Annotated in this window: 21 protein-coding genes; 11 read left to right on the forward strand and 10 right to left on the reverse strand. The window is 66.7% G+C overall.

The window, feature by feature from the left end:
* Window positions 1–193 precede the first annotated feature (193 nt).
* Window positions 194–862, reverse strand: coding sequence for a nitroreductase family protein (locus AU192_RS10680; protein ID WP_064395863.1), 669 nt, complete (start codon window positions 860–862; stop codon window positions 194–196).
* Between the two features lie 129 nt (window positions 863–991).
* On the opposite strand from AU192_RS10680, the gene AU192_RS10685 reads away from it, so the two are divergent.
* Together AU192_RS10685 and AU192_RS10690 are read left to right on the forward strand one after the other, a co-directional pair.
* Window positions 992–1,549 (forward strand): nuclear transport factor 2 family protein, encoded by a 558-nt coding sequence (locus tag AU192_RS10685; protein WP_064395865.1) that lies wholly within the window; start codon window positions 992–994, stop codon window positions 1,547–1,549.
* A gap of 7 nt (window positions 1,550–1,556) precedes the next feature.
* Window positions 1,557–2,345 carry an SDR family oxidoreductase gene (locus tag AU192_RS10690; protein WP_064395867.1) on the forward strand — a complete coding sequence of 263 codons (789 nt, stop codon included), beginning with the start codon at window positions 1,557–1,559 and terminating at the stop codon, window positions 2,343–2,345.
* Between the two features lie 85 nt (window positions 2,346–2,430).
* On the opposite strand, the gene AU192_RS10695 is transcribed toward AU192_RS10690, so the two are convergent.
* Window positions 2,431–3,636, reverse strand: a complete 1,206-nt coding sequence (locus AU192_RS10695) for a cytochrome P450 (RefSeq protein ID WP_064395868.1) — start codon at window positions 3,634–3,636, stop codon at window positions 2,431–2,433.
* A 46-nt stretch (window positions 3,637–3,682) separates the two neighbouring features.
* Between AU192_RS10695 and AU192_RS10700 the strand changes: the two genes are divergently transcribed.
* The 3 genes from AU192_RS10700 to AU192_RS10710 are packed head-to-tail and all read left to right on the forward strand — an operon-like array spanning window position 3,683 to window position 5,781.
* Window positions 3,683–4,534 (forward strand): TIGR03619 family F420-dependent LLM class oxidoreductase, encoded by an 852-nt coding sequence (locus tag AU192_RS10700; protein WP_064395870.1) that lies wholly within the window; start codon window positions 3,683–3,685, stop codon window positions 4,532–4,534.
* 43 nt (window positions 4,535–4,577) lie between these two features.
* The gene (locus AU192_RS10705) at window positions 4,578–5,348 is read left to right on the forward strand and encodes an SDR family NAD(P)-dependent oxidoreductase (RefSeq protein WP_064395872.1); all 771 of its coding nucleotides are present in this window, start codon (window positions 4,578–4,580) and stop codon (window positions 5,346–5,348) included.
* Between the two features lies 1 nt (window position 5,349).
* Window positions 5,350–5,781, forward strand: a complete 432-nt coding sequence (locus AU192_RS10710; RefSeq protein ID WP_064395874.1) for a VOC family protein — start codon at window positions 5,350–5,352, stop codon at window positions 5,779–5,781.
* Between the two features lie 4 nt (window positions 5,782–5,785).
* Here AU192_RS10710 and AU192_RS10715 read toward each other — a convergent pair whose 3' ends face one another.
* Genes AU192_RS10715 through AU192_RS10725 form a run of 3 tightly spaced genes read right to left on the reverse strand, consistent with a single transcriptional unit; the run spans window position 5,786 to window position 8,651 of the window.
* The gene (locus AU192_RS10715) at window positions 5,786–6,538 is read right to left on the reverse strand and encodes an SDR family NAD(P)-dependent oxidoreductase (RefSeq protein ID WP_207544929.1); all 753 of its coding nucleotides are present in this window, start codon (window positions 6,536–6,538) and stop codon (window positions 5,786–5,788) included.
* Between the two features lie 56 nt (window positions 6,539–6,594).
* Window positions 6,595–7,227, reverse strand: coding sequence for a TetR/AcrR family transcriptional regulator (locus AU192_RS10720; RefSeq protein WP_064395876.1), 633 nt, complete (start codon window positions 7,225–7,227; stop codon window positions 6,595–6,597).
* A 53-nt stretch (window positions 7,228–7,280) separates the two neighbouring features.
* Window positions 7,281–8,651, reverse strand: coding sequence for an LLM class flavin-dependent oxidoreductase (locus AU192_RS10725; RefSeq protein WP_064395878.1), 1,371 nt, complete (start codon window positions 8,649–8,651; stop codon window positions 7,281–7,283).
* Window positions 8,652–8,721: 70 nt separating this feature from the next.
* Here AU192_RS10725 and AU192_RS10730 point away from each other — a divergent pair, with 70 nt between their 5' ends.
* Window positions 8,722–9,915 (forward strand): cytochrome P450, encoded by a 1,194-nt coding sequence (locus AU192_RS10730; RefSeq protein WP_064395880.1) that lies wholly within the window; start codon window positions 8,722–8,724, stop codon window positions 9,913–9,915.
* On the opposite strand, the gene AU192_RS10735 is transcribed toward AU192_RS10730, so the two are convergent.
* Window positions 9,902–11,503 carry a GMC family oxidoreductase gene (locus AU192_RS10735; protein WP_064395883.1) on the reverse strand — a complete coding sequence of 534 codons (1,602 nt, stop codon included), beginning with the start codon at window positions 11,501–11,503 and terminating at the stop codon, window positions 9,902–9,904. The genes AU192_RS10730 and AU192_RS10735 overlap by 14 nt on opposite strands.
* 105 nt (window positions 11,504–11,608) lie before the next feature.
* Here AU192_RS10735 and AU192_RS10740 point away from each other — a divergent pair, with 105 nt between their 5' ends.
* From AU192_RS10740 to AU192_RS10750, 4 genes are all read left to right on the forward strand, one after another.
* Window positions 11,609–12,463 carry an SDR family NAD(P)-dependent oxidoreductase gene (locus tag AU192_RS10740; protein WP_064395972.1) on the forward strand — a complete coding sequence of 285 codons (855 nt, stop codon included), beginning with the start codon at window positions 11,609–11,611 and terminating at the stop codon, window positions 12,461–12,463.
* A 125-nt stretch (window positions 12,464–12,588) separates the two neighbouring features.
* The gene (locus AU192_RS25680; RefSeq protein WP_164674041.1) at window positions 12,589–12,762 is read left to right on the forward strand and encodes a DUF7218 family protein; all 174 of its coding nucleotides are present in this window, start codon (window positions 12,589–12,591) and stop codon (window positions 12,760–12,762) included.
* Between the two features lie 63 nt (window positions 12,763–12,825).
* The gene (locus AU192_RS10745; RefSeq protein ID WP_064395885.1) at window positions 12,826–13,527 is read left to right on the forward strand and encodes a DUF899 domain-containing protein; all 702 of its coding nucleotides are present in this window, start codon (window positions 12,826–12,828) and stop codon (window positions 13,525–13,527) included.
* A 205-nt stretch (window positions 13,528–13,732) separates the two neighbouring features.
* Window positions 13,733–14,389 carry a hypothetical protein gene (locus tag AU192_RS10750; RefSeq protein ID WP_064395888.1) on the forward strand — a complete coding sequence of 219 codons (657 nt, stop codon included), beginning with the start codon at window positions 13,733–13,735 and terminating at the stop codon, window positions 14,387–14,389.
* Window positions 14,390–14,395: 6 nt separating this feature from the next.
* Here the strand turns inward: AU192_RS10750 and AU192_RS10755 are convergent, their stop codons facing one another.
* Genes AU192_RS10755 through AU192_RS10765 form a run of 4 tightly spaced genes read right to left on the reverse strand, consistent with a single transcriptional unit; the run spans window position 14,396 to window position 17,559 of the window.
* Window positions 14,396–15,466 carry a M42 family metallopeptidase gene (locus AU192_RS10755; RefSeq protein WP_064395889.1) on the reverse strand — a complete coding sequence of 357 codons (1,071 nt, stop codon included), beginning with the start codon at window positions 15,464–15,466 and terminating at the stop codon, window positions 14,396–14,398.
* 57 nt (window positions 15,467–15,523) lie between these two features.
* The gene (locus AU192_RS25070; RefSeq protein ID WP_064417827.1) at window positions 15,524–15,751 is read right to left on the reverse strand and encodes a hypothetical protein; all 228 of its coding nucleotides are present in this window, start codon (window positions 15,749–15,751) and stop codon (window positions 15,524–15,526) included.
* Between the two features lie 23 nt (window positions 15,752–15,774).
* Window positions 15,775–17,259: a protein adenylyltransferase SelO gene (locus tag AU192_RS10760; protein WP_064395891.1), complete on the reverse strand. Its 1,485-nt coding sequence runs from the start codon at window positions 17,257–17,259 to the stop codon at window positions 15,775–15,777.
* 48 nt (window positions 17,260–17,307) lie between these two features.
* On the reverse strand, window positions 17,308–17,559 hold the full coding sequence (locus AU192_RS10765) for an ANTAR domain-containing protein (RefSeq protein WP_064428051.1): 252 nt from the start codon (window positions 17,557–17,559) through the stop codon (window positions 17,308–17,310).
* 194 nt (window positions 17,560–17,753) lie between these two features.
* Between AU192_RS10765 and AU192_RS10770 the strand changes: the two genes are divergently transcribed.
* Entirely contained in the window at window positions 17,754–18,647 is an 894-nt protein-coding gene (locus AU192_RS10770; protein ID WP_064395895.1) for a mycobacterial-type methylenetetrahydrofolate reductase, read from the forward strand.
* The last annotated feature ends 8 nt before the right edge of the window (window positions 18,648–18,655 follow it).

The raw sequence follows: 18,655 nt of genomic DNA on the forward strand, positions 1-18,655 counted from the left end.
CCGGCAGACTGTTCCTTCGGCATACCTGCATCCTCGTTTCCAAGGTCAGGAGCCTCCAACATTTCCAGGGCGATTCACGACGTCCTCCTCGTTGTCTTGGGACACCAAGCCCTCTAACGACAACAGGGGGACGTCGCACTTACCACGCACAACACGCGACATAGTTCTCTTACTACGGCCGCTCGCGGGGAACCTACGAGCGCTTGCGGGCGCCGGCGCCGTAGATGATGTCGCTGCGGCCGGCGTCCCAGTGGTTCCGGAACACGACCTCGGAGACGGGCCGCCGACGTACCGGGCCGTGCCTGCCGCGGGGCCAGCCCACGACGATGTGCCCGGCCAGCGCCCACTCGTCGGGCACGCCGACCGCCGCGCGGATCAACTTCTCGCCGTCGTAGGACGCCCAGCTGGTAAAGCACGCCCCGAGGCCCTGCGCGCGGGCGGCCAGGTAGAAGTTCTGCATCGCGGGGAAGATCGACCCGCCCTGCAGAAACTCGGACGAGAACTCATTGCGGAACGCGGTGAAGAGCACCGAGGTGAGTTCGCCTGCGCGGTCGTGAAGTTCGTAGGTCGCGCGGTTGTTTCGGGCGGCCCGGCTGTGGTCGTCGTCGGCGGGCCGGCTCATACCGTAGATCGACTCGATGGACCGCAACGCCGCCTGTGCGGCTTGCGCGACGACGGCCCGCTGTTCGGCGGAGTCGAGCACGACGAACCGCCACAGCTGCGCGTTGGCGCCGTTCGGAGCCCAGGTCGCGGCCTCGAGGCAGCGGTCAAGTGTCGCGGCGTCGACGGGTTCGTCGGTGAACCGGCGGATTGCCCGCGCGGTCGCCAGCGTCTCCCAGACATCGTTGGTGGGCTGCGACATGCTCCTCCGTTCGGGCGTCCTGCTCCTGCCCGTCGACCTTATCGGGAAGGGCGAGCCCGTTGAGACGGTGCTATACGATCGTATAACGTGCTGTACGGCCGTATAAGACGCCTTCGGAAGGGGCCACCCATGACCACCGCCGACGATCTCGACCAGCTGCGCAGCCGGCTGCAGTACGTCGAGGACCGGATCGCGATCCTGGACTGCGTGATGAATCAGGCCCGCGGCCACGACCGCCACGACGCCGACCTGATGTCGAGTGTCTACTTCTCCGACGGCGTGGACGAACACGGTCCGGTGGTCAAGGTCGGCGCCGAGTACGCCGAGTACGCCAACGACGCCCACAGCGCGGTGTTCGAGGATCACCTGCACAACATCACCACCCACACCTGCGAGATCGACGGTGACGTCGCCCATGCCGAGAGCTACGTGATGGGCTCGATGCGGGCCAAGGGAGGCAAGGTGGTCGCGCTGATGGGCGGGCGCTATCTCGACCGCCTCGAGCGCCGTGACGGGGCGTGGAAGATCGCGCTGCGGCGCTGCACGATCGAGTGGATGATGCAGGGCGACTCGTCGGTGCTGGCTTCCGGAGCGGTGAAGGGTTTCATCAAGGGCAAGTGGGACCGCACCGACCTGTCCTATGCGCGTCCGCTGCAGATGGACAGCGAGCCCGTCGACCGGTGGTGAGGCGCTGATGCAGCTGGCCGGGCGCGTCGCGTTGATCACCGGCGGTGGATCGGGCATCGGTCGCGCCGCCGCCCAACGGCTTTCGACCGAAGGTATGCGGGTCTGCGTGCTCGACATCGACGGCGCCGCCGCACATGCGGTGGCCGATCCGCTCGGCGGGCTGGCCTTGGCGTGCGACGTCGCCGACCCCGATCAGGTGGCGACGGCGTTCGCCCGGTGTGTCGAGGAGCTCGGCGGGCTGGACCTCGCGCTGTTGAACGCCGGCATCACGATCAGGTGGTCGGGTGACATCGGTGTGCTGGACCTCGCCGACTACCGAAAGTCGTTGGGAGTCAATCTCGACGGCGTGGTGTTCGGCATGGTCACCGCCGTGCGTACGATGCGTTCCCTCGGTGACGCCGACCGTGCCATCCTGGCGACCGCATCGCTGGCCGGCCTGATGCCGTGGCACCCCGATCCGGTGTATGCGCTCGGCAAGCACGCCGTGGTCGGCCTGATGCGTTCCGTGGCTCCGAACCTCGCTGCCGAGCGCATCGCGGTACACACGATCTGCCCGGGCATCACCGAGACGGGTGCCCTCGGCGACCGGCGCGCGCTGGTCGAAGGAATCGGGGTACCGGTGATGGAGCCGGAGGCCAGCGCCGACGCGGTCGTCATCGCAGTGACGGCCCCGCGTGATGCCACCGGATCATGCTGGGTCGTCGAGCACGGAAGAGAGCCCTGGCCGATGGACTTCGCCGACCTCGACACCCCCGACAACCGGCTCAACGTTCCAGTGCGGGGCGCCAAGGGCTGACCGGCCCCTTCGGCCGCGACTGTGGGATTGTGTCACGCCGTTGCGGGTTTTCCGTGACACGAGCCCACACTCGGCGATCGGGACGTCAACCCAGCACCGCAGGCATCGAATCCCAGCCGCGGACCGTCGCCGTCGGCGCCCGCACGGCGTTGTCGATGTCGATCGTCCAGTCGGGCCAGCGCTTGAGGATCTCCTCCAGCGCCACCCGGCCTTCGACCCGGGCCAGCGACGCGCCGAGGCAGAAGTGCGTGCCCCGACCGAACGACAGGTGGTTGTTGGCGACCCGATGAACGTCGAACGTGTCCGGGTCGTCGAACTTGCGGTCGTCGCGGTTCGCCGAACCGGACATCAGCAGCAGCGCACTGCCCGCCGGTATCGTCTGGCCGTGGTACACAACGTCGTTGGCCGCGTAGCGGGCGATATGGTGCACCGGCGGCTCGTAGCGCAGCACCTCCTCGACTGCATTGGAGATCAAGCGCGGGTCACGGCTCAACTCTCTCCGTTGGTCGGGGTGTTCGCCGAGCAGCTTGCCCAGCCAACCGAACAACCGCCCCACCGTCTCGGTACCCGCGTTGGCGATCACTCCGAGGAAGACCAGCAGCTCCTCGGTGCTCAACCGCCGGATCGTGCCCTCGACGTCGGCGAACTCCACGTTGAGCAGTTCGGTGACCAAATCATCTGACGGGTTCTTCTCGCGCCAGGCCACATAGTCGCGAAACATGTTGCCGTTGAAGTAGTTGTTCTTGCTCACCGGTAACGGCTCGCCCGGTTTGTTGCGAAGTCGGCGACCGGCGACACTGCGGACGGACCGCTGCAGCGAGTCCGGCATACCGACGAGCATTCCGATGACGCGCATAGGCATTTCCGCGCCGAGGTCGGTGGTGAAGTCGAAGCGATCACCGTCGCGCAAAGGATCGAGACACGTCGCGCAGAAGGCGCGCACCTGATCCTCGATGGCCGCCATCTTGCGCGGGGTGAACGCGCGCGACACCAGCAGGCGGTGCACGGTGTGCAGCGGCGGGTCCTCGTTGATGAAAACTCCCAGTGGCATCACCGGTTCGGCTTTGACGACCTCGAGGATGTCACCCTTGGCGGAGCTGAGGTTCTCGACGTCGCGCAGCGCCGCTTCCACGTCGGCGAACCGGCTCAAACCCCAGAACCCGAACTTGTCGTTGTAATACACCGGCGCTTCGTCGCGTAGCCGTCGGTAGACCGGATACGGGTCGACGTCGATGGCCACGTCGTACGGGTCGTAGTACAGCTCGTCGCTTGTTGTACGAACGTATGGCACTGTACGATCGTATGGCACAAGGGCGACGGCGTAAAGGAGCGTGAGGGTGGACCTCGGTTTCGTCTCGCTCAACACACCGCGCGACCTGGAAGCCGACCTTCTTGCCGTCGAGCTCGAGTCGCGGGGTTTCGAGTCGCTGTGGGTCGGAGAGCACCCGCAGATTCCGGTGGCCGTCCGCGGCCAGCTACCCGCCGGCCTGCTCGAGGCGCAGAAGCAGATGTGGGATCCTTTCCTCTCGCTGACGGTCGCCGCGCGGGCGACGACGACGTTACGGGTCGGCACCTCGGTGGTTCTGCCGCTGGAGCGCGAATTATTCACGTTCGCAAAGCAAGTCGCGACCCTGGACCATATGAGTGGCGGCCGACTGCTGCTGGGCGTGGGCGTCGGTATGCGCACTGAACTGGAAGCGAGCAGTCCGATCGCGTGGAGAGGCCGGTACCGCGCCTTGACTGACATGGTCGCCGCGCTGAAGAAGCTGTGGGTCGATGACGAAGCCGAACACCACGGACAGTTCTACGATTTCGCGCCGGTATGGAGTTATCCCAAGCCGGTCCAGGAACCGCACCCGCCGCTGCTCGCTGCTACCACCGGGCCGAGGGGGACGCGCGAGTGTCTCGATTGGGCCGACGGCTGGTTGCCCGGCGATGCGGCGTTTCACGACCTGGGTGCGGCACTGGCCGACTACCGGCGTGCTGCCGAGGACGCCGGCCGCGACCCGTCGACGCTGGACCTGACGGTGATGGCCTGGGGCGATCCGAAACCCGACAAACTCGCGCGATACCGGGACCTCGGCTTCAATCGCGCCGTCCTCGGCGGCGGCCGGCGTGACGGCACCGACCCGTCGACGACGCTGAGCTTCCTCGATCGCTACGCCACTATGGCCGGCGAACTCCGTTGACCAGCAACCCGATAGACCACATCAAAACGGAAAGGGCATCAGCGTGAACGACAGATTTTCGATGGAGGGGCGCGTCGCCGTCATCACCGGAGGCGGGACCGGCATCGGCCGCGGATCGGCATTGACGCTGGCCGAACGTGGTGCCGACATCGTGCTCGCAGGGCGGCGGGCCGAACCGTTGAAGTCCACCGTGACCGAGATCGAGTCGCTCGGCCGCCGTGCGCTGGCGGTACCGACCGACGTCACCCAGGCCGACGCTTGCCGCGCGCTGGTCGACACGACGCTGGCCGAGTTCGGCCGCGTCGACGTGCTGGTGAACAACGCCGGTGGCGGCGAGACGAAGTCGATCATGAAGTGGACCGACGACGAGTGGCAGCACGTCCTCGACCTGAACCTGTCCAGCGCCTGGTACCTGTCGCGCGCCGCCGTCGAGCCGATGATCAAACAAGGTAAGGGCGCCATCGTCAACATCTCCTCAGGTGCCAGCCTGCTGGCGATGCCGCAGGCGGTGGCCTACGCCGCGGCCAAGGCCGGGTTGAACAACCTGACCGGATCGATGGCCGCGGCGTGGACCCGTAAAGGCGTGCGGGTCAACGCGATCGCCTGCGGGGCGATCCGCACACCGGGCCTGGAATCCGACGCACAGCGGCAGGGCTTCGACATCGACGTGATCGGCCAGACCAACGGCGCGGGCCGTGTCGGGGAACCCGACGAGATCGGGCACGGCGTGCTGTTCTTCGCCTCCGACGCCTCCAGCTTCTGTTCGGGCCAGACGCTGTACATGCACGGCGGCCCCGGCCCGGCGGGGGTGTGACATGGGTGTCAGCCACGTCGGTTTGCGGGTGCGCGACCTCGACAACTCGAAGCGGTTCTACGAAGCGCTGGGATTCACCGAGGCGAAACGGTTGACGATCCCTGACGAGATGGCGGCCGGATTGCTTCCGCTCGCCCCGCCGATCGGATTCGAAGCCGTATACCTGCAGAACGACGGGTTCGTACTGCAGCTGCTGACGTTCTCCGGGCACCCCGCGCCCGATGAGCCAGAACGCGGCATGGTCGGTGCGGGCCTCACCCACCTGTCGATCGCCGTCGACGACATCGCCGCTGCGCAGGCGGCGGTCACCTCCGCAGGCGGCACGATCGTCGCCGACCCAGGAGGCGGATTCGCCTGTATGGCACGCGATCCGGAAGGTCAGCTGATCGAACTGGTGCACAACAAGGTGCGCCCGGTGCCGCCGGCGGGCTGAGCCGTCACAGCACCGCCCCACCGTTGACTCCGATGACCTGGCCGGTGACGTAACCCGCTCCCTCCGAACACAGGAACGCACACGTGGCCGCCACGTCGTCGCCGGTGCCGAGGCGTCCGGCTGGGATCGCGCGCACCAGCATCTCGGCCGGCGGTAGCTTCTTGGCGCGCTGTTGTTCGCGCAGCATGGGGGTGTCGATGACGAACGGCGGGATGGTGTTGGCGGTGATCCCCCGTGACGCGTACTCCGCGGCCACGGTCTTGGTCATCGCGATGACCCCACCCTTGGTCGCCGAGTAGTGCCCCTGACGGACGGCGCCGCTCTGGCCGGCGGCCGACGAGATCGTGACGATCCGCCCCCACTGCGAAGCGACCATGTCGGGCAGCGCGGCCTGCAGACACAGAAAGGTGCCGGTCAGGTTGACCGCGAGGTAGCGGTTCCACTCGTCGAGGGTGATCTGGTCGAACCTCGTGAACCCGGCCAGCGCGGCGCTGGTGACGAGAATTCCGATCGGGCCCAACGTGTTTCGTGCCCTCTCGAACGCCTCGTTCACCGCGCCCTGATCCGACACGTCGACCTGGATTCCGGTCGCGTGGGCGCCCTCCGACTGCAGGCCGTCGGCCGCCGACGAAGCGGCACCGCCGTTGATATCCAGAACGGCGACCGAATGCCCGGCGCGGGCGAGATGCTCGGCTATCGAACGCCCCAGGCCCGAACCGCCGCCGGTGACCACTGCTACGCGGTTCACGTCGCCCATCTCCTTGCTCTCGCTGTGCTGTACGAGTGTACAACCCATGCAGATGTATAGCACGGTCAGCGGCGAGTGGACGAACCCTTCCTCGGCTTGCGGCGCGCGGGCCGCGGTTCGATCGCGTCGAGGTACTTCTCGACCGCCTTCACGACGTCGGTGTGCGCGGCGTCGACGCCGACACCCTCTTCGAGGTTGAGGAATTTGGGGATTCCGGTGATCAGCAGTACGGCGGCCCCCAGCGACAGGTCGCCCTCGAACCGGGTGCGAGCGCCGTAGCGCTGCGCCAGCGCGTCGACCTGGATCTCGCGGACCCGGTTGGTGACCTCGGCGATCTCCGACGCGATCGACTTGCGGTGGTTGCCCAGCGCCATGAATTCGGTGATCAGGGCGCCGGTCGCCTCGTCCCAGCTGTACTCCCACAACGCGTGAAGCGGGTCCTCAGACCGTGTCGCGAGCGCCTTGCTCAACACCGCGAGATTGCGCTCGGAGTAGCGGCGGATCGCGGCGAGGAAGATGTCGTCGAGCGACGGGAAGTAGTACTGCACCAGGCTCGCGGTGACACCGGCCTTCGCGGCCAGCGCGCGATAGCTCACGCTGGCGTACCCCTCTTCGAGCATCATCTTCTCGACGGCGTCGAGCAGGGTGTCACGTGTCTTCGACGTCTCCGCGCCGATGCGGCGGGGCGATGCTGCCATCGTCACCTCTCAGATTGGCTGACGACATTCTCGCACCGCGGTGCCGCGGGCCCTCAGCAGAACATGCCTCGGTATCCGAACGCCGGATGTCGAGGGCTGACATGGGGGTCATCGGTGCCGAAGATCTTCTCGCGTAGCGTGCCGGGACGGTACTCGGTCTGCATCAGACCCTTGTCCTGCAGTACCGGTACGACGTGGTCGAAGAACTCGTCGTAGCTCTCCGGCATCAGCATGTTCATGATTTGAATGCCGTCCGACCCGGCGGCCTGGAACTCGAGCAACCGGGTCGCGATCGTCTCCGGTGATCCGACCACCATCTGCGGCAACGACATCGTCGACAGGAAGTCGTTGATCGTCGGTGTCCCGCCCTCGGGCCACGCGTTGATCAAGGAGAGAAACGCTCCGCGGATACCCGGCATCTCGTCGATCAGGTCGACCAGCGGTGTGGCGGGATCATATTGGCCCAGGTCCATCCCGCTCAGGCTGGCGAAGTACGCGGTCTGCGCCTCGGTGCTGCGCCACTCCTCGAGCTCCATCCACTTGCGGTTGGCCTCCTCGTCGGTGGATCCGACGACGAACATCAGCCCCTGCAGGAACAGGATGTCGTCAGCCGAGCGGCCGCGTTTGCGTGCCAGGCTCCGCACGGTGGCCACCTGCTGGGCGATGGTCTCGGGGGTGAACGCTGACAGGAACATCAACTCGGCGTGGCTGGCCGCGAAGTCGAGGCCCGCCGGCGACCCGCCTGCCTGCGCCAGCAGTGGAACCCGTTGTGGCGACGGCTCCATCAGGTTGTACCCGCGAACGCGGTAGCGCTGTCCGACGTGATTGATCTCGTGCACCTTCGCCGGAGCGGTGTACACGCCGCTGGCCGGGTCGTCGACCACCGCGCCGACATCCCACGACCCTTCCCAGAGTTTGTAGACGACGTCGACGTACTCCTTGGCCCACTCGTACCGGTCGTCGTGTGACATCCCGCCGGGCACACCGAGATTGGCGAACGCGCGTTCGTTGGCCGAGGTGACGATGTTCCAGCCGACCCGACCGCCGCTGAGATGGTCGAGCGTGGAGACCTGCCGGGCGAATACGAACGGGTGCTGCTGGATCACCGAACTCGTGTAGAGGAACCCGATGTGCTCGGTTTCGTGGGCGAGTGCGGGGATCAGCATCGTGCAGTCGCCGATAGGCACGTTCATGGCTTGTTCGAACACCACGTCGCCCGACCCGTTGTATTCGCCTTGGACGCCGAGCGTGTCGGTGAAGAAGAATGCGTCGATCTTGGCGGCTTCGGCCTTGCGCGCCAGGTCCGTCCACAGGTCGAAGGTCTTGAAATCCCGGTTGCGGGCGCGTGGATGCCGCCAGCCGCCGTGGAAGTTGTGACCGACCGAGTTCATCACCAGCAGGGTGACGATCATGCGCTTGGGCATTGAGCCCTCCTCCCTATACGACCGTATAGCCGATGCTATATGATCGTACAAACTTCTCGAGGAGAATCGTGTGAGCGACCTGTACTACGACCCCTGGGACGTCGCAATCGATCTCGACCCCTACCCGACGTATCGCAGGCTGCGCGACGAGGCTCCGCTGTACCACAACGAACGTCACGGCTTCTGGGGTGTCAGCCGCTACGACGACGTGGACGCCGCACTGCGAGACACGGCACGGCTCAGCTCGGCCAAAGGAGACATCCTCGAGGTCGTCATGGTGGACCCGGTGATGCCGCCGGGAGTGTTCATCAACGAGGACCCGCCGCTGCACACGATCCACCGCGCGATCGTGTCCCGGGCCTTCACGCCCAAGCGGATCAGGGCGGTCGAGGAGAAGGTCCGGTCCTTCTGTGTCGCGTGTCTGGATCCGCTGCTCGATGGCGACCGTTTCGACTTCGTGGTCGACCTCGGCGCCGAACTGCCGATGAAGACCATCGGAATGCTGGTCGGTATCCCCGACGCCGAGCAGCCCGCGGTCCGGGCCCACGCCCATGGGTCACTACGTAACGAACCGGGCAAGCCGCTGCCGGTGGACAAGGACCACTACTTCGACGGCGACATGTTCGCCGATTACGTTGCGTGGCGCGAGAACCACCCGTCCGACGATCTGATCACCGAACTGCTCAACGTCGAGTTCACCGACGAGACGGGCACCGTGCGCGGGCTCACCAAAGAGGAAATCGTCGTCTTCCTGGCGGTCGTGGCCGGCGCGGGCGTCGAGACCACCGGGCGGCTGTTCGGCTGGATGGGCAAGGTCCTCGCCGAGCACCCGGACCAGCGCAAGGAACTGGCCGCCGACCTGTCCCTGGTGTCGGGCGCCATCGAAGAACTGCTGCGCTACGAGCCGCCAGGTCCGCACGTCGCGCGCTACGTCGCCACCGAGGACGTGCAGTTCCAGGGCCAAACCGTGCCGGCGGGCAGCGCGCTGCTGATGATGCTGGCGTCGGCCAATCGCGACGAACGCCACTTCGCCGACCCCGACCGCTTCGACATCCACCGCAAGCCGGGCGGGCACTTGACCTTCGGTCGCGGGGCGCACTTCTGCGTCGGCGCACCGTTGGCCCGGTTGGAGGGCCGAATCGCATTGGAGGAAGTTCTCAAGCGCTGGCCCGAATGGGACATCGACCTCGAAAACGCCCGCCGCTCACGGTCATCGACCGTGCGCGGATGGGACACTATGCCTGCGGCTGTCAGCCGTCGATGATCCGGTCGGCGGCCCGCCAGGCCATCGCCATGATCGGCCCGTTGAGGTTGCCCGCCACCATGGTCGGCAGCACCGAACAATCGACGACACGCAGATCGTCGATGCCGCGGACGCGCAACTCGCTGTCGACCACATCGTCGTCTCCGGGGCCCATCGCGCAGGTCCCGATCGCGTGGTAGCCGCAGTATCCGCCCTCCAGGGCGGCGTCGATGAGTTCGTCGTCGCTGCACACCGAAGGTCCGGGGTACATCTCGTGGCTGATGCGCTCGGCGATCGGCGACTGCTCGAAGATGGCGCGCATCCGGCGAAGCAGGCGAACCATTGTCTCCCGGTCCTCAGGGCTGGACAGGTAATTGGGCTCGATCCGCAGCGCGGTGTCCGGCCGGTTCGAGGTGATCTCCACGCTGCCTTGTGATGTCGGGCGTAGCACCATGCCGAGGCAGGAGATTCCGGGCTCACGTTCGATGCTCACCGATTCGCCGCTGGTGTTGTAGGGCGGAAGGGTCCACGGACCCATCATGATCTGGCCGTCGACGCGATCGGCGTCCTCATGCGACTTGGCGAACGCCACGACGTCGAACGAGGGGGCTGCCAGCGGCCCCTTCCGGCTGGCCAGGTACTTCATGCCGGTGATGGCCTGGCCGATGTTGCTCGAGAGCAGCTTGTTGTACCCGATATCTTCTTTGAGCCTGAACCGAATTGCTGCACAGCGATGTTCGCGCATCCTGCGGCCGACGTTGTCGCGCTCGAGGACGATGGGCACGCCCGCCGCCTTCAAGGCTTCCCGCGGTCCGACCCCTGACAGCTGAAGCAGCCGTGGGCTGTTGAGGCTGCCGAGCGAGATGATGACCTCTCGGCGGGCGCGGACCTCGGCGACACCGCGCGGACCGTGGACTTCCAACCCGACCGCCCTGCCGTTCTCGACCAGGATGCGGCGGGCGACGGTGTTGGTGGCGACGGTCAGGTTCGCCCGCCGCACAGCCGGTTTGAGGAAAGCGCTTGCCGCGCTGACCCGTCGCCCGTTGCGGATGGTCGAGGTGGCATACCCCACCCGCTCGGCGTCGGACTCATTGATGTCCTGGACCCTGCTTAACCCCGCACAGGTGCTCGCCGTGATCATCTCCTCGCACAGCGGATCGGGGTCATCCGGCACCGAGATGTGCAGTGGGCCACCGACTCCGCGGGTGGCGGAGGCGCCGAACTCGTTGTCCTCGAGAGCTTTGAAGATCGGCAACATGTCGTCCCAACCCCAGCCCTTGTTGCCGAGCCGTTCGAGGTGGTCGTAGTCGGCGCGGTGGCCTCGGTTGTAGATCATCCCGTTGATCGAGCTGGAACCACCGAGCACCTTGCCGCGCATCCACTGTTCGGAATGGCTGTCCGGCCCGAATGGAGTAGTGGTGTAGTGCCACATGTATTTCTCGTTCTCGAACAGCATTCCGGATCCTTTCGGAATCCGGAAAAACGGATGGCGGTCGGGTCCACCGGCCTCGACCAGTAGCACCGACACGCGGGGATCGGTCGACAATCGGTTGGCGAGAACACATCCGGCCGACCCGGCCCCGGCGACGATGTAGTCGTACGTAGTCATGCATGGTCCTTCCGAGCCCGAGTCGACCCACCCCGCTGTACGAGCGTACAGTACAGCTTCGAAGTCAGGTCGGCGTTCGAGGAGAGTGATCAGGTGGCCGAGACCATCGCGGTGGTGACAGGGGCCAGTCGCGGTGCAGGGGCGGGTATCGCACGCGCGCTTGGCAGCCACGGATGCACCGTCTACGTCACGGGCCGAACCCAGAACGGCGGTGACGCACAGGGATCGAGACTGTCGGGCACGATCGACGAGACCGCACAGGCGGTCACCGACGCGGGAGGCAAGGGCATCGCCGTCCGTGTCGACCACGGCGACGATGATCAGGTAAAGGCCTTCTTCGATCGGGTCGGGCGCGAACGGGGCCGCATCGACATCCTGGTCAACAATGCGGCGCTGATCCGCGACGAGATGATGGGGCGCACGAAGTTCTGGGAAGAGCCGCTGAACGTCATCGACACCCTCGACGTCGGACTGCGCAGCAGCTATGTCGCGACCGTCTACGCCGCGCCGCTGATGCTTCCGCAGCGCAGCGGCCTCGTCGCGTTCACCTCGTCGTCGGGCGCGGTGCACTACGCGTTCGGGCCGGCGTACGGGGTGCCCAAGGCCGGTACTGACAAGATGGCCGCCGACATGGCGTTCGACTTCCGGGAGTTCGGCATCGCCGCGGTGTCGATCTGGATGGGTTCGCTGTTGACCGAGCGGGTGCGCGGGATCATCGCGAGCAACCCAAAGAAGTTCGGGCACATCCTCGAGACCGCCGAAACCCCCGACCTCACCGGACATGTCATCTGGGCGCTATATCGGGATCCGGCTCTGATGGAGGTCAGTGGCCAGACGCTCATCGGAGCGGAATTGGCGCTCAAGTACGGCATCAAAGACGACGGCGATCGTCAGCCACCGTCGTACCGCGACATGTTCGACGTTCACCCGGCCAAGCAGTATCCGCACGTCATGCGGTGATATGCGCACACTCGGGGGGTCGTGAAGGTGCGCGAACTGCTGAAATTTCGCGGCGTTTCGAGTGCAAACCCGCACGCTCGCGGGTATTCGGGGGGCACGTGCAACCACCAGCTGAGGAGGCCACGATGGCGAAGGATCACGGTTCCAGCGTCAAGAACGACAAACAGTACGAGGGTCTGCGCGAGAAGGGCATGAGCAAGTCCCGCGCGGCAGCCATCGCCAACACGCCCGGTGCGTCGAAGAAGGGCGGCAAGAATTCCGGCGGCGGGAAGAAATCCGGCGGATCCAAGAAGAGCTGACGATGACTTTCGGCCGCTGAGTCGGTCATATCCTGCGAGAGCACCACCACCGCAGGAGGAACGATGTCCGTCCCGACTCAACCGGCCGCCCTACCGCCCGTCGTCGACCAGGCGACATGGCGCGCCGCCCTCGACGACCTGCGCCGCCGCGAAAAGGCGGCGACACGAGAACTGGACGCGATCGCCGCCCAGCGCAGACGCCTGCCCATGGTCCGCATGCCCGACTACACGCTGATCGGTGAGCACGGGCCCGTCCGACTGGCCGACGTGTTCGAGGGGCGCTCCCAGCTGATCGTCTACAACCACATGTGGACCGACGGCGCAGAGTGGCAGTGTGGCGGCTGCACCGGGTTCACCTCGCAGTTCACCCGGTTGGAGTTCCTCGACAACTACGACGCCCGCTTCGTCATCGTCACCAACGGCCCGATTGACGAGGTGCTGGCCTACCGCACCAAGGTCGGCAACCGGATGGATTGGTACTCGTCGTCGGAGAGTTCGTTCGGCGCCGACGTCGACGCGCCACCCGGCGAAGGTTTCGCGGTCAACGTGTTCCTGCGAGAAGGTGACACCGTTTACCGGACCTGGCACACCAACGGCCGCGGCACCGAACAGCTCAGCCACTCGTTCGCGCTCATCGACCTTCTGCCGTGGGGCCGCCAGGAGGAGTGGCAGGATTCGCCCGAGGGATGGCCGCAGCGGCCGACGTACTCGGGCTGGCTGGACTCACCCGACATCGCGCGGGCGTACGGCCCCGGGCACTGCTGATGGCGTCCGTACCGGAACCCGGCGCGGACTGAGCCTCGCGGGGTGGAGTATGCGCGAGTGCCCACCTATCAGCGAATAATTCGCTGACAACGAATGTTTCGCTGCTAGGCGGGCACTAGCTCCAATGGTCCCGAGCCGGGCTCCGCTGCGCGGCGGCCCCCGTCAGGTTGATGCATCGGTGGCATCCTGGCTACATGGTGTCGGTATGGGCTTGATCATCCGTCTGCTCGAGCTGCTGATCGTGCTGGTTCCGCTCGCCGGCGTGCTGTACGGGGGGTGGCGGGCGCTGACGGCGGCGCGCGCACGCCAGGACGCCGGCCGCGAGCAACTCGCCGACCCCGCACCGCAGCCCTCGTCCGGAACGGCAACGCAGTGGCAGGCGATCGCGCGGGCGGTCAAGGCGCACGACCGCACCGACACCCGATGGCTCGAGTACGAGCTGGACGTCGCGAAGCTGCTCGACTACCCGTTGATGACCGACATGCGCGACCCGCTGACCGAGCGGTTCCATCGGACCAAGTTGCGTGCGGACCTGTTGCGTCCGGACAAGGCCGAGGATCTGGTCGACGACGCCGAAGCGGCGCGCGAGTACGTCGACGCCGTCACCGACTACGTCACCGCGTTCGAGGCCGCCGAGACCGAGGCGGTCCGTCGTCGGCGCAGCGACTTCTCGGCGCAGGATCAGCAGCGCATAGCGCGGGCCCAGAGCATGTTGCGCGTCGCGACCGACACCGCGGCCACCCCGCAGGAACGCGAACGCGGCTACGAACTCGCCCGCCGCGAACTCGAGGGCCTGATGGTGCTGCCAGAGCGGGCCCGCGTCGCCATCGAGCGCGGTATCGCCGGCGAACTCGACGGCTGACGGTGTTCAGACGCCGCGACGCAAAAGTTCGACGAGCACCGCGGCCATATCCGGAATCGCTTGGCGGGCAATGACTTCGTAGCCGTGCGTGCTGAGCGTGGGCAGGCACAGCAGCCCGGCCCGCGGAGTGAGCCCGCTGGCCTTGGCGTGCGAAGCGTCGGATTCGAACGCACCCAGGACCGCAGGCTGCGCCGAAAGGCCGAGCTCGGTGGCGGCGGCGATGAGCGCATCGGCGACCGCCTTGTCGTAGATCGTCTCGGCGTCGCTGTAGGCGACGATCGGGCCGCCGCTGCACGAGGTCCCGTACTCCGCTTCGGCCGGACCGACCTCCAGCGCGATGGTCAGGTCGCCGGGCAGCGCGCGGCTGGCGTACGAGCCGCCGACACCACCGACTTCCTCGGCGGTCGTGAAGACCAGGTAGGTGTCGCGTGCCGGGCGCCCGTCGCCGGAAGCCAGCCGGCTCGCCACGTCGAGCAGTGCGGTGACCGCCGCGCGGTCGTCCATGAAGTAGCACCCAAGATAGTCCGGGCCGACGTCGATCAGCGTGCGCTTGCTTTGGTGGACGCACGCCCGCGTGCCCGCTCTGACACCGGCGTCGGCCAGTTCCTCGGGAGTGTGGCCGGTGAAGACGTAGACATGGAGCCAGTCGAGCGCCAGGTCCCCCTGGTCCGGTTTGGTCTCCCAGATCCGCTGACTCTCCTTGGTGGTGTGCTCGGAGCCGAGGGTCAGCACGCCGCACACGGTGCGCTGGTCGCCGAGCAGCGCGACCGGCCCGAGACCGAAGTTGCCCGGATACATCGTGCCCAGCGGCGTCATGTGCAGGGTCCCGTCGGGCTCGATCCGTTTGACCAGCATCGACAGCTCGTCCATATGGGCCATCACACGGATCGGCTGGTCCGCGCGGTGGTCGCCGTAAAGCAAACCGATCAGGTTGCCCGCCTCGTCGACCCACATCTCGTCGACGTGCGGTTCGAGCTCGCGGCGGCACACCTCCCGCACGGCGTCTTCCTGACCGCAGGGGCCGTACGCGTGGAGCAGTTCCTGCAACAGGTCACGGCGCAACGGGTCGTCAGGCATAGATCTTGAAGTAACCGACACCGCGTCGGCCTAACCCCCGCGACCGGCTGACGCGCCTCAGGCCACCGGCGGATGCGGATACGGCGGGGGGACCGGCACGCACAATCCGGTGCTGGTGTCCAAGGCCTTACCGTCGACGCAGAAGGACGCGCAACCGTAAATGACGCCCGTCTGACCCGGCGGGCAGCAACAGTTGCCCGGCTGGGCTGCCGCGACGACGGGCGAAAGGGGTGCTGCCGCCAGCGCGGCCACGAAAAGCCCCGCGATCAGTGACCGTCGCATCATGAAGGCAGTCTAGGTCGGCTGGCTCAGGTCCCACAGAAGGTTCGGTACTTCCCGAAGTCATCGGGTGCGGGTTCGGCGTACCGCTGCAGACCTGGGCGCTCGTCATACGGCGCGGTGACCGCGTCCAGCAGCCGGTACAGCGGGTCGAGGTCGCCTTCGGCGGCGGTGCCGCCAATCTGGCCGGTCGCGGCGGTCAGCGCCTCCTCGACCAGATGGTTGCGAGGAATGTAGACCGGGTTGACGCGGTCCATCACCGTCGCGTCGGGCCGCAACGCATGCCACCGCGACAGCCACTCGTCGAACGCGGCGAGGTCGAGGAACAGGCCGCGTGCGGGTTCGTCGTCACCGCGGGCCGCATGCGCGAGTTGGCGGAAGAACGACGTGAAGTCGACGTGGCTCTGGTGCAGCTGGGCGATCAGGTCGTTCATCAACGGCACCGCGATCTCGTCGGGCGTGGTGTCGGGCAACCCGAGCTTGGCGCACATGCCCGCCGACAACGCGTCCTGGAACTTGGGCGCGAAACCACCGAGGCTGCCTTCGGCGATCGCAATCGCCTGCTGTTGTTCGTCGGCGAACAACGGCAGCAGTGCCTCGGCCAGCCGGGCCAGGTTCCACACCGCGATCGCCGGCTGGTTGCCGTAGGCGTAGCGGCCCCACGAGTCGATCGAGCTGAACACCGTCTCGGGGTCGTAGGCCTCCATGAACGCGCACGGCCCGTAGTCGATGGTCTCCCCGGAGATCGTCATGTTGTCGGTGTTCATCACGCCATGCACAAAGCCGACCAGCATCCATTTGGCGATCAGCGCGGCCTGCACCGCGATCACCGACTCGAACAACGCGACATAGGGGTTGCCCGCGCCGGCTGCGTCGGGATGGTGCCGCTGGATCGCGTGGTCGGCCAGGCGCCGCAAGAGCTCGATGTCGCCGGTGTTCGCGGCGTACTGGAAGGTGCCGACGCGCAGATGGCTGCGGGCCACCCGCGACAGCACCGCACCGGGTAGCGGCGTCTCGCGCTGCACCTGGCGTCCGGTCGCGACCACGGCCAACGAGCGGGTGGTCGGAATACCCATCGCGTGCATCGCCTCGCTGACGATGTATTCACGCAGCATCGGGCCGACGGCGGCCAAACCGTCGCCGCCGCGCGCGAACGGCGTCGCGCCGGAACCCTTCAGATGCAGGTCGCGAAGCTCTCCGGAGGTCGTCGTGAGTTCGCCGAGCAGCAGCGCGCGCCCGTCGCCCAGTCGCGGGACGTACCCACCGAACTGGTGACCGGCATAGGCCTGCGCGACCGGGTTCGCGCCGTCGGGAACCTGCGTGCCGACCAGCAGCCGCAGCCCCTCGGGTCCGCGCAACCAGGCGGGGTCGATGCCGAGTTCGGCGGCCAGCGGCTCGTTGAGGACGAGCAGCCGCGGTTCCGGCGCCGACTCGGCCTGCCAGCGGACCGCGAGCTCGGGTAGGTCGCTGGCGTAGCGGTCGGCGAAGGTGACGGCGGTGGGTGCGATGCTCACCCTTTCCACAGTACGAGCGGTAATCGGTGCTCCGTGTCGTCGTCAGATTCACAAACGGGCCGAGGTCGAAGTTCCCAACAGGGCGCCCCACTCGGTGAGCACAGCGGTTCGCGCCGCCGCGTTCACACATTCCCCTTTGCCGCTTGCGGCGGTGACCAGCGCGTCGGCGAGCGTGAACAACGGCACCCGATGGTGTTGCGCCGCGCGGATCATCTCGCGGAACGCCTCGTCGACCGTGCAGTGGCGAAGCGCGATGAGAACACCTTCCGCGGTGTCCAGGCATTGTCGTCCGGGAGTCATGGCTCCGTTGGTACCAACCGCAGTCGGCATACGGTTGGTCAGACGCTGGGAATCGACTGGGAGCCCTCGAGCTGCGGAGCCGGAACGGGTCCCAACGGTGATGTCTGTATGGTGAGGCTTCCTGGCGAGCGCGGATGGTGGTCAAAGAAGACCTGCCGCGCGCGGGAAGAAACCGTCGGATGAGGAGCAGCCCGGTGACGCTGAACACCATCGCGCTCGAGCTGGTGCCGCCGAACGTCGAGCGTGGGCACGAGCAGGCGTTGGAGGATGCGCAGAAGGTGCTGCGATGCTCCGCGGAAACCGGGCTCGACGGCCGCATCCAGCACGTGATGATCCCCGGCATGATCGAGGAGGACGACGACCGTCCCATCGAGATGAAGCCCAAAATGGATGTGCTCGACTTCTGGGCGATCATCACCCCCGAACTGTCCGGGATGAACGGGCTGTGCACCCAGGTCACCGCGTTCATGGACGAACCGACGTTGCGTCGGCGGCTGACCGATCTGTCCAGCGCCGGGTTCGACGGCATCGCGTTCGTCGGGGTGCCGCGCACGATGAGCGACGGCGAGGGTACCGGGGTCGCTCCGACCGACGCGCTGTCGATCTACTCCGACGTCGTGCCCAACCGCGGGGCGATTCTCATCCCAACCCGCGATGGTGAGCAGGGCCGGTTCCGGTTCAAGTGCGATCAGGGCGCCACCTACGGCATGACCCAGTTGCTGTACTCCGACGCGATCGTCGGGTTCCTGCGCGACTTCGCCGAGCTGACCGATCACCGGCCCGAGATCCTGCTGTCGTTCGGTTTCGTGCCGAAGCTGGAGAGCAAGGTCGGCCTGATCAACTGGCTGATCCAGGATCCGGGTAACGCCGCCGTCGCCGCCGAGCAGGAGTTCGTCAAGAAGCTCGCCTCCACAGAGCCGGCGGAGAAGCGCAAACTGATGCTCGACTTGTACAAACGCGTCATCGACGGTGTCGGCGACCTCGGCTTCCCGCTGAGCATCCACCTCGAGGCCACCTACGGCGTGTCCACCCCGGCGTTCGAGACGTTCGCCGAGATGCTCGACTACTGGGCGCCCGACACGCCCTGACGGTTTAC

This window comes from Mycobacterium lehmannii (assembly GCF_001499925.1).
Classification (GTDB): Bacteria; Actinomycetota; Actinomycetes; order Mycobacteriales; family Mycobacteriaceae; genus Mycobacterium; species Mycobacterium lehmannii.